The sequence below is a fragment of the Acidobacteriota bacterium genome (assembly GCA_003225175.1).
In the GTDB taxonomy this organism is placed as follows: domain Bacteria; phylum Acidobacteriota; class Terriglobia; order Terriglobales; family Acidobacteriaceae; genus Gp1-AA112.
The window spans coordinates 1-10,583 of the sequence record QIBA01000120.1; the positions used below are offsets into that span (position 1 = coordinate 1).

The following is a 10,583-nucleotide window of genomic DNA, read 5'->3' on the forward strand; positions in this document are numbered from 1 at the left end:
ACAACAACCATTTATCCATACGCGCGGAATCCAACCGACACGGGCTTGCGCTCCTCCGTCTCTCGGAATCGGGGCAACTTGATGTCCCATGCGAGGCCGAGCATTCGTAGTGTGGAAATTCCGTACCAGTTCAAGTCAAGTTCGTACCAAGCTAGGCCATGACGCGCCAATTGCGGATGGGCGTGATGGTTATTGTGCCAGCCCTCGCCAAAAGTCAGCAGCGCCACCCAGAAGCTATTTTTAGATGTGTCACTGGTGGGAAAGCGTTGTGATCCCCACATATGCGTGGCAGAGTTCACCAGCCAGGTAGAGTGCAGACCAATGACGGTGCGAAAAAAGATGCCCCACAACAAGTATTGCCATCCAGCCGCAACAAAAATGACCGCACCCAGTGTGGCAATGGGCACCCAATGCCAATGGGTGATCCACACGTGGAACTTATGTCTGCGAAGATCAGGAACATAGGGCAGAAGATCAGCCGATTTGTTGTGCATCGACCGGCCAGTGAGGATCCAGCCCATGTGGGCCCAGAAACCGCCATCGCGGGGAGAATGCGGATCACCATCCTTGTCGGCATTCTGGTGGTGCACGCGATGTGTAGCCACCCAAAACATCGGTCCGCCTTCTAGAGCCAGCGTACCGCACACGGTCAGGCAATATTCCACCCACTTGGGTGTTTTGTACGCTCGATGGGTAAGAAGCCGATGGTATCCCATGCCGATGCCGAGGCTGCCAGCGACCCACCACAGCAGGATCGCGAGCAGGACTGCTTTCCAACTGAATACGAACAGGGCAGCCAAAGCGCCAAGGTGAAACGCCACCATAAAAAAGGTAGTAAGGCAGACAATAGGCTGTGTAAAAGTTCTGTCGTGCGCGAAGATTCGCGTCATGGGATATCTCTCTCCCTGCGTTGATTCCATGCCCTTCGGCGGAATTTCAGGTGAGGAAACTTCACCGTGCCGAATTGCGTGTTGTGGAAGGTATTTTCAGCCGACCATAGGTTGTTCAGCCGGCCTGTCCCACTTCATCTCGCTGTTGGCAGCTGATCTCCTGTGCTGCTCAGCGCCTGGTTGGCATAGCGACGATTTGTCTACCTGTAAATTTCGATGCTCGAACCCAATCCACGGTGCAGACATTGGGCTCGGATTCCCTCGCCGTAGCCGACGTCGAACTCCGCCTGGCGGAACGGCGCGGCGCACTTGTTCTTGACCACCTTCACCTTCACCCGGGAGCCGACCACCTCGTCGCCTTCCTTGATCTGGTTCGTGCGGCGGATGTCGATGCGGATCGACGAGTAGAACTTCAGGGCGCGGCCGCCGGTGGTGGTCTCGGGGTTGCCGAACATCACCCCGATCTTTTCACGAATTTGGTTGATGAAAATGAAGCACGTTTTTGACTTCGAAACGACTCCTGTTAATTTGCGCAGAGCTTGTGACATTAATCTTGCCTGCAAGCCCATCTGGGCCTCGCCCGTTCAATTGCGCCCGGAGTCGCTGCCGCAATTCACTCTGCTGGCTCTCAGCTTGTTGCGCCCTCTGCTGCGCCTGGTTTGCCTGTCTCCTAGCTTCATCACTCTGTTGAGTGATCTGCTGATTCTGTTGCTCTGCGGCCGCACGCCGGTCTGCCTCACTCTGGGCCTGTTGCTGCGCTTGTTGCGCCTGCTGTTGGGCTTGATCTGCCTGTTGTTGTGCCTGCTCAGCCTTCTGAGCCGTCGTGCGCTGTTGCTCTTCGAGTTGTCTGCGCCGCTCAGCTTCAGCCTGAGCTTGTTGTCTGGCTTGCTGAGCTTCATCGGCAGACTGTTGGCTTTGTCGCTCTGCCGCAGCACGCTCTCGGGCTTCCGCTTGGGCGCGCTCCTGTGCCCGCTGCGCCTCGTCCTGTGATTGCTCGGCTTGGGTCTGCGCCTGGGCTGCGCGTCCTTCGGTTTCCTGTTGTCGGCGCTCCAATTCCGCTCTCTGTTCCGCCTGGAGTGAGGTCACTCGCGCTTCCTCAGCAGTTTGGACTGCCTCACGAGCGGCGGTTCCGATGGTCTTGTTGCTGTGATTGGCGCTGTAATACTGTTCAGCTTCGTTCAGCCGCGTTTCAGCACGTCTTAGAATTTCAGGTGCGTACTGGTCCGCATGAGCATCACGCGCGATCCGCACAGCATTCCTCGCCTCCAAAAGATCAAGCGGTGCCGCCAGATCGTTTTGATATCTCTCCGAGGGGCCAGCCGCAACTTGTGAAACATAAATTGAGCGCGGAAAAACTTCGTATCGTACGGTTACCGATTCTGGCTGGCCTTCAGTAGTAGGACGTAAGGAGTTCTCACCGACCACCAGTTCACTCGGCTGAGCTACCGCGAAATCGGGCTCTTCTGTAATCACCAAGGCAAAGGATTGCAAATTGGTGGTGGTGTGTAAGCTGGCCTTCGCATTCTTCACCAAAAGCTCCCCGACGTTTTTGGCCTGGCCCTGCGGACTTACTGTCCAGAGGACGTAAGTGAGATATGCGGGATCAATGCTCCTGGATAGACGAAGATTTTCCACATCCACGTGAATATCCGTGAGACCTGATTTGTTGATAATTTTTGCTTTTCCCGTGAGCTCCGGCATTAGATCAGTGCCCTTGAGATCGACGTGCGTAGTTTCGCCACGGCGATAATTCACCGCGACGGTGGTGCGCGCAATCAGGTTTATGCCGGAGGAGCTCAGATGCGAATCGTTCGCACTTTGAATGTCTTGAGCGCAAACAGCGGGTGCACAGAGTCCCGTCAGGAGTATGAAGCTGCAGACAAATTGTGCTCTCACAACAGCACCTCACACAACATGATTTCCGTCCTTGTTTGCTTCTAGGGTAATTCGGTGCGCTGCAAGGAGCGATACAAGGCTTACCTTAAGCTGCCCTTGAAATGACTTCAGTCCTACTGAGCCTGACGTGCTCTGCAGGAGACACTGGACTCGCCGGAGGTATGCAGGTGAGGCGTTCTCCGACAATCTCATAATCGGTCGCAATCAACATCGGTTGCAATCGACGTTTTCTCATTCGAGTTGCACTGCACAATTCTGGCGTGAATGCAGGCGTTCCTTGCTTCATCAGTGCGTGGAATTTCAAATGGGATGCAAAATGGGCCGCAGTGACCCGAACACGCGGATCGCTGAGACTCATCTGGCTGCTTAAAGAGCAACCGAGAATTGACTCGCGGCGTCTCAGCTTTCCATGGAGGACTTATGCGAGCGAAGTTGATTGCAAGTCTTAGCACACTAGCCGTGCTGATTGGGATGAGCTTTTACTCTGCCGGCGGCCCTGCCCAGACAGCTCAAATGGCGCGCCAGGAACCCCATATGAGCGCAGCACTCGGACACCTACAACAAGCCAAGGCGGAGCTGGAGAAATCTACACCCAACAAGGGAGGACACCGAGAAAAAGCAATGCAGCTCGTGGATCAGGCAATGCAGCAAGTACAGCAGGGCGAAGCATACTACGAGCAGCATCCCGGAAAATAGTTGAACGAGGGTCTCCAAGCATTGTGCGCAGAGCTTCAGGAAATATGGCCTGTTGCCCGCGCGGCCCATCTGGCTTTGGCTAGTCAGGTCATTTCGGGGGTTGCGGTTGCTCTTGGTTTTTCTTCTTTCCGAAGATGCCCATGAGCTGCTGCACAGGGTTTTGTTGAGGCTGCTGTTCCTTCGACGGTTGTTGTCCTTGAGCCGCGTTTGTCGACCCGCCGAGGAGATTCTGTAGTGTACCGGCCACCGACGCTGGATTGTTGATGTTGGGTACGAGGTTCTTGAGCTTCATTTGCGCGAGTTGCTGCACGTCAGGCGAGAATCGTGGATTAGAGAAGGTCCCGGTAACCAATGCGGGAATAACCAATTCCCCTTGAGGGTTGGCAAGCGCAGTCTTCATAAAGCCGCCGATATTTTGTCCTCCGACTTTTTGGCTGAACCCCTGTGAAAGCACAGCCGTCACTCGCATGTTCAGTGCTTCATTTATCAGATTGGCGGTTCCAGCAGCGCCAACATTGCCCATGTCAAGTTGTGCTTGAAGATTGTTGGTTTGCGCCATCCCGTTCTTCACGACAATATCGCCGGTCATTTTTAAGATATTTGTAACTCCACGGGAAGCCTGTCCGGTAGGATTCGAGCCGAGGAAACCTGCAATTGACGCAAGTTCATGATTGAGGTCTGCTCCCGAGTACTTCACATTATTGAAGTTCACGTTCACGGTGCCGTTGACTGCCTTCTCGATTTCTGAGGTGCTGATTGCTTTGATCGGGCCCGAAGCATGCATGTCGAGATTCATCGTCCCCGCGCCGGTTATTTTGTCGAGCGAGGTCACACCGTAGGCCTTTGCCATTGCTAAAATTGCTGGCAGTTGAGCATTGGGCGCACGCAGCACCGCATCTACCGTCGGCGTAGGCGAAAGGTAGTTTCGAATCGAGAGCTGGCTATTTACCGTGGTTCCGCCGGAGATAACGCTGAACGGATTCGATTTGATTTCTGCGGGTGTTAAGTTCAGATTTACCGACGGGATCTGTACAGGCTGTGCTATATCCTTTCCGCTCATCTGAACGTTGCTCGCTATTATTGTTCCGGTCATCGCCGGTCTGTCTGCTGCCCCCCGCGCCCGAATATTGGCATTCACATTTCCGTTGACCATTGTGCCCTGAGATAAGGCCATTCCAGATGCCGCTGCCAACTTGCCGGCTTCGGCAATCGATACATTATTAGCCTGCATATTCACGTCTAGCAGTGGAGGCGACGCCTTACTGTTCACGGTGCCGCTTATTTTTACTGGCATTTCCCCGAGCTTCACGGTCACGGCATGAAGTGTGACTACATCTAGGGCGAGGTCATCGGTCAAATCGTATTGCGCCGAGATCGGATACCCGAGTTCCATGCCATGTACCTTTGCGCTCTGGATGTTTGTCTCTCCTTTCGCAGCCAGCTTGCCGGTCTCGCTCTCGATCTTAGTTTGTCCAGTCAAGATTCCGTCTGTCCCGGCCAGAGCAGGCGAATTAAGAAATTTCGCCAAATCTGCGATTCCCACCTGCTTCAGGTTCAAAGTGCCATGAAAGCGGGTCAGAGCGGGTTGGCCTTGCACAACCGGACCGCCTTCTCCCTGCAGCCTTACCTCCTGTGATCCCGCTCCTGAGATGTGCGCAGCGGCGTCCAGCGTGAATGGCTTGTTGGGGCTGAAATTCTTCAAGCTGACATCAATGTGGTCGTACAAAGAAGGCACTTTGCTTTTCTGCTGATCCAGAAGAGAGACTTGCCCGTCCGCAATCGTCAGCTCGCTTAATGAGATTTGCTGCTCAGAAGGTTGAGATGGATTGGGGGAAGTGCTATGCGGTTCGGGAGCTTGATTTGCCGAGGGCGGTTGCTTGTTTTCGGCAGTCGGAGCCTCTCCGGGCGCGTGCGCCGTCACTTGTTCCGAATGGCCAAGAGAGGCAAAGTTCCATACGCCCGCTTGGTTTTTAATGAGATTGACGCTGGGTCGCTGCAGGTCAAGGGAATTGATCTCAACTGTCTTGTGCAGTAGCGGAAGCAGCTTAACCGAAACGTCCAGCACCTGCGCCTTGATGAACGGTGTATCAGCGCTGAAGTTCGTATCATCCGCGATCGCGAGATCTTGAACCCGGAACTTCGGGGGAAACACCCTCAGGTGCATATCACCGAGGGTTACTGATCTTCCTAGATGCTTCTGCAATTGTGATTGAATCGTCCCCCGATACTTATTGACGTTGAAGGTTGCCGCAAACACCAGCACCGCGATTACAACAATCCCTACGATTCCGGCGATTATGATTCCGACTCTGCGCATGGAATCTCCTCTCCAAAGCCTGAGATGCCTTGTTCAACGTGCATTTGGATGAGGCGCAGCGGGGTACGTTTGTCCTTTCCTAAGCCCCATTGTTGATTGGGTTTAGTCGGACTGCTTTTCTCAATTCAATACCGTTGGCTTTAGTGCCGTTGAACACTCCGCATTCAACGTCTATTCACCACACCAATGTCAACGCGTTTGTAAAGGCACCTTACGACATGTTGAGACAGCGGACATCATGGCTGTGGTGCCCAGCATCTGACGGATGCTGGTGATTGATCGTCCAGTGCAGTGACATATTTCAGGAGGTTACATGCAAACCGGTCATGAACTCTTTGTCCACGGACTAAATGACATACTCGACGGCGAGCACCAACTCGTCGAAGCATTGGAAGAGAACGCGAATGATTCCTCACGAGCGGACTTAAAGAAGGCGTTTGAGCAACACCGTAAAGAAACCCAGGGCCAAATTAAGCGACTACAGCAGTGTTTGGAGCTTCTCGGAGAACCAAGCGATCAAAGCGAATGTCACGGTATCCGTGGTTTGGTTGCCGAGAAGAAGGCTTTTATGGAAGAACAGCCGACGGACGATCTGCTAGACGTCTTCAACGTGGGCGCTGCGATAAAAGTCGAAACTTACGAAATTTGTGAGTACGAGTCGTTAGTCGACTTGGCGCGAGAGATGAAACACTCCAAAGTCGCTCAGCTACTATGAAATGATGAGTGAGGAACAACAGCAGAAGAGCTCTCCTGGAGGCAGGACCGTTCGCAGGAGACGTGCAGCCTAGAAGGTAAGCGGCTCGTTCGGTTTGAATATCGTGGGCCATCTTCGGAGCAACTCCAGTGGAGCAACTCCAGCCTTCGTTCAACCATCCAGTCTGCCATTGATCGCGGAGGATAAGCTATGAGAAAAGCGCTTTTGCTAACAGCATTCGTTGCCCTGCTTGCATGGACAGCCTGGGCTGCTGATGCGGCACGCCAGCTCGATGCTGCCGCTCAGGTAATTCAAAACATGACTTCTTCCAACCAGATTCCGCCTGCCCTTCTAAACCAGTCACAATGCATAGCCGTGGTCCCGCGTCTGACCAAAGGAGGTTTTATTGTAGGTGGGGAGCATGGAAGCGGAGTCGTAAGTTGTCGAACGACATCCGGATCCGGATGGAGCGCACCAGCATTTATCGCCATCACCGGCGGTAGTGTTGGTCTACAGGCTGGAGCAGAACACCAAGATATTGTCATGTTGATGAACAACCAAGGAGAGCAAGAACTTAAAAACGGACATTGGGATCTGGGTGCGGAAGCGGTCGCGGCCGGTCCGACCGGCGCCAGTGTTGGGCGAGGCGAGAGCACCGGCTGGAAAGCGCCAGTTCTCTCGTATGCGCACTCAAGCGGAGCTTATGCGGGTGCAAACCTTCAAGGTTCGAAAATTAGCGCCGATCAGGACATGATCCACAACATTTACGGCAAGGATGCGTCGTTCCAAAGCATCCTCGATGGTCAGGTACAAGCACCAGCATCGGCACAGCAATTCATCTCTGCTTTGCCGTCGGCACAGAAGTAGTCGGCGAGCACCTTTAAGGTTTCTCAGGCGGGCCGCGCAGGCCCGCTTTATTCCTCTCCCTTCAAACAGTGTTGAACCCCCACCGGCACTGCAGTTCGAGGCAAAGGAGTTAGGTTCCAGTTGAAAGTTGCACTCATCGCCGCGCCCTTCATTGCAGTTCCGCCCGCTGACTATGGCGGGACCGAACTGTTTGTCGCACAACTTGCTGAAGGCCTTCACAACGCTGGCACCGAGGCGGTTGTGTACACGAATCGCGAATCGAGTGTTGGGGTAGAACGGCGGTGGATTTATGAGCATTCCGAATGGCCCATCAAGTCGCAGGAGCGTGCGTGGGCCCGAGAACTGAACCATACATCGTGGGCGGTTCGGGATGCGCTGCAGTCGTGCGATGTCATCCACATACAGTCCTTGCCAGGTCTTGTATTTTCACGCTTCGTCGAACGCCCCTTTGTTCTAACCCTGCATGGGCCCCACGATGCTACATCGAGTGAATGTTTTGGGTTTTATCCAGAGGTCCACTATGTAGCAATTAGTCAGGCGCAGGCGCGGCAGGAAACGATGGCAAAGCTGCGCACAATTCACCATGGCATTGATTTGCGGCTATACCCGGTTGTCAAGAACAAGCAGCAATATCTCAGCTTCATTGGCCGCATTGCGCCGATCAAAGGAACGCACATCGCCATTGATGTCGCACAACGAACGGGGATTCCGCTAAAGATTGCAGGCCAGGTGCAGCCTATAAATCGGGAGTATTTCGAGAAAAAGATACGGCCACATATTGACGGCAAGTTGGTGGAGTATGTCGGTCCGGCGGACCTCCGCGACAAGAATGAACTGCTGGGAAACTCGATGGCCATGCTGTTTCCCATTCAGTGGAATGAGCCATTTGGACTCGTGATGGTCGAAGCCATGGCATGCGGTACTCCGGTGCTTGCTATGCCCGGAGGCTCGGTACCGGAGGTGGTGCAGGAGGGAGTCTCCGGCCATATCTGCCGATCCGTGCGGAGTATGGCCAATCGGCTCCGCAACCTGAGTTTCGATTCCGCAGCTATACGCCGCTACGTTGAGGAGAACTTTTCCTTGGACAAGATGGTTGCGCAATACGCGTCCCTCTATAAAGAGGCCGCAAGGTGAGGGTTCAATTTCTGATCCCCACGCACTGACGATCCTGAAAGCGGCGATTCGTCAGTTCAGCACTCACCATTAGATCTGCCACTTGTCACTACAAAAATCGAATTGCATCGCGCATTTTTCGACATGGCAACCGCCCGTTGCAAACGGCATTCAAACAGTCGCCGGTTCTTGACTGTGAGGAGGAATTGTTACGGGAGAGATTGTCAGCTCCGGACTGACCCGCACGGTAGCTCCAGAGACCCAATGCGGATTGCCACGCGTACAAGCCCCACGTTATTGCTGCCCCGATCTGATCGGAATCGGGCATTACGAGCGGTGGGTCAGTCGTGACCTCATTGAGGAGATCCAGCAACTTGCTCGTCAGTTGCGCGGGATTCGTGTCTGCCACATTAACTCGACCGCCTCTGGTGGGGGCGTGGCCGAGATGCTCGGCAGTCTTGTGCCCCTATGCTCGACACTCGGTATTCAGGCCGACTGGCGTTTGATCACCGGCGATGAACAATTCTTCCGCGTCACCAAGACCTTTCACAATGCGCTGCAAAGCGCTGGACTGGATCTGAGAGAAGAGGCGCTCGCCGGTTATTTGGAGCGCAACCGCGTCAGTGCCGAGCAGGTTCATGACGAATACGATGTCTATGTTGTGCATGATCCTCAGCCGCTCGCGATCCGGCATTTCGCGAGCACAGATCACAGCAAGTGGATCTGGCGTTGCCATATTGACAGCTCTAAGCCCAATCCGCCGACCTGGGAATTCGTGCGCCCGTTTGTGGAGGAGTACGACGCGGTTGTGTTCACGATGGAGTCGTTCCAGCCGGCAGACTTGAATGCCTCCTGTTTACGCTTCGTTCCGCCTGCGATTGATCCTCTCTCCACCAAGAACCTCGAGCTCGACGAGGATCTGTATTGCCGTGTATTAGTGGAATTGGGCATCAGCTTGCGCAAACCTGTTCTCTTGCAGGTTTCCCGATTCGATCCCTGGAAGGACCCTCTCGGCGTGATTCGGGCATTCCATCTCGTGAAGCAGGAGATTCCGGCACTCCAACTGGTGCTTGCGGGAGGAATGGCCACAGACGATCCTCAAGGAGGTGAGATGCTGGAAGCGCTGCGTACGGAAGCTGCCGGCGATCGAGATATTCATGTGTTCACGAACCTCGGAAACCTGGAGATCAACGCTTTGCAACGCGCCGCGTATGCCATCATTCAGAAATCCATCAAGGAAGGCTTCGGATTGGTCGTCTCCGAGGCGTTCTGGAAGCGGAAGCCCGTGGTTGCAGGAAATGCCGGCGGGATTCCGCTTCAGTTCCCGGATGATTATCAGGGCTTTCTGGTGGAGAGCGTCGAAGAATGTGCTCAGCGGCTTTCCACCCTGCTCAAGCAACCGGCGCAAGCCCAGGGGTTCGGAGCCGCCGGCAACGCGAAAGTGACTGCTGATTTCCTGCTGCCACGTCTACTTCGTGACGAATTACAACTGTTTGCAGACGTGCTGTAGGGCTCACCTAAAGTGTCCTAGTCCCATTTGCTATGACCTTTGATAAACTCGCGTGCGCATTGCCTCCACGGATGTTGCCCGGCTATAGAACATTCCAGATTCTACGAACGCGGATCGGTGCCGGTGGCTAATCACTAAGTGCTCGACGTGCTTCTCCCGACAGCCATTGCTGGTTTAACCCCCACGATCGCGCTGTACGTCTGAGCCATTTCCTGTGGTTCTCACCAAGCAACCTCTTGCGCGCCGAGCCAAGTCTAACAACCCGGATCAAAGTGGAATGCGACAATCCTTTCCAGGTTTAAGCTACTTACGTCTAATCCTTCCGCCGCAATTTTGATTACGGCACGCCCTGCTTATGCTGAACAAGCTGCGGAGTCTCAACGAAATCCACGGAGCTACTGCGGCTCCTGCGTTGAATATTTCTTTCAAGCACCTACCCAAGCGAATTCTCCAGGACCAGAAGGAGGTGTGGACATTTCCGAAGGAGACCAGGAAAGACGACATCAAGTAAGCGCGATGAGCAGAGGTTACGGGACCACGCGATGTACGCCGCTTCGCAAGCATTACGAAGCAACTACCGAAATCTGGGGGGTGACATGC

Annotated in this window: 8 protein-coding genes and 1 pseudogene; 5 read left to right on the forward strand and 4 right to left on the reverse strand. The window is 54.2% G+C overall.

The features are described from left to right. Nucleotides 1-11 precede the first annotated feature (11 nt). The 3 genes and pseudogenes from DMG62_22955 to DMG62_22965 form a co-directional block, all read right to left on the reverse strand. A complete protein-coding gene (locus tag DMG62_22955; GenBank protein ID PYY20596.1) occupies nucleotides 12-890 on the reverse strand; it encodes an acyl-CoA desaturase in 879 nt (292 codons plus the stop codon). Nucleotides 891-1,090: 200 nt separating this feature from the next. After that, a pseudogene (locus DMG62_22960) lies at nucleotides 1,091-1,459 on the reverse strand (hypothetical protein). Then, nucleotides 1,359-2,786, reverse strand: a complete 1,428-nt coding sequence (locus tag DMG62_22965) for a hypothetical protein (protein ID PYY20589.1) — start codon at nucleotides 2,784-2,786, stop codon at nucleotides 1,359-1,361. The pseudogene DMG62_22960 and the gene DMG62_22965 overlap by 101 nt, the downstream one beginning before the upstream one ends. A 420-nt stretch (nucleotides 2,787-3,206) precedes the next feature. Here DMG62_22965 and DMG62_22970 point away from each other — a divergent pair, with 420 nt between their 5' ends. Continuing rightward, nucleotides 3,207-3,482 (forward strand): hypothetical protein, encoded by a 276-nt coding sequence (locus tag DMG62_22970; protein PYY20590.1) that lies wholly within the window; start codon nucleotides 3,207-3,209, stop codon nucleotides 3,480-3,482. Nucleotides 3,483-3,570: 88 nt separating this feature from the next. Here DMG62_22970 and DMG62_22975 read toward each other — a convergent pair whose 3' ends face one another. Further along, nucleotides 3,571-5,799, reverse strand: coding sequence for a hypothetical protein (locus tag DMG62_22975; GenBank protein ID PYY20591.1), 2,229 nt, complete (start codon nucleotides 5,797-5,799; stop codon nucleotides 3,571-3,573). 313 nt (nucleotides 5,800-6,112) lie between these two features. Here DMG62_22975 and DMG62_22980 point away from each other — a divergent pair, with 313 nt between their 5' ends. From DMG62_22980 to DMG62_22995, 4 genes are all read left to right on the forward strand, one after another. Then, nucleotides 6,113-6,514 carry a hypothetical protein gene (locus tag DMG62_22980; protein ID PYY20592.1) on the forward strand — a complete coding sequence of 134 codons (402 nt, stop codon included), beginning with the start codon at nucleotides 6,113-6,115 and terminating at the stop codon, nucleotides 6,512-6,514. 189 nt (nucleotides 6,515-6,703) lie between these two features. Beyond that, entirely contained in the window at nucleotides 6,704-7,360 is a 657-nt protein-coding gene (locus tag DMG62_22985) for a hypothetical protein (GenBank protein PYY20593.1), read from the forward strand. Between the two features lie 120 nt (nucleotides 7,361-7,480). After that, nucleotides 7,481-8,494 carry a glycosyl transferase gene (locus DMG62_22990; GenBank protein ID PYY20594.1) on the forward strand — a complete coding sequence of 338 codons (1,014 nt, stop codon included), beginning with the start codon at nucleotides 7,481-7,483 and terminating at the stop codon, nucleotides 8,492-8,494. 364 nt (nucleotides 8,495-8,858) lie between these two features. Continuing rightward, on the forward strand, nucleotides 8,859-9,983 hold the full coding sequence (locus tag DMG62_22995) for a glycosyl transferase family 1 (GenBank protein PYY20595.1): 1,125 nt from the start codon (nucleotides 8,859-8,861) through the stop codon (nucleotides 9,981-9,983). Nucleotides 9,984-10,583 lie beyond the last annotated feature (600 nt).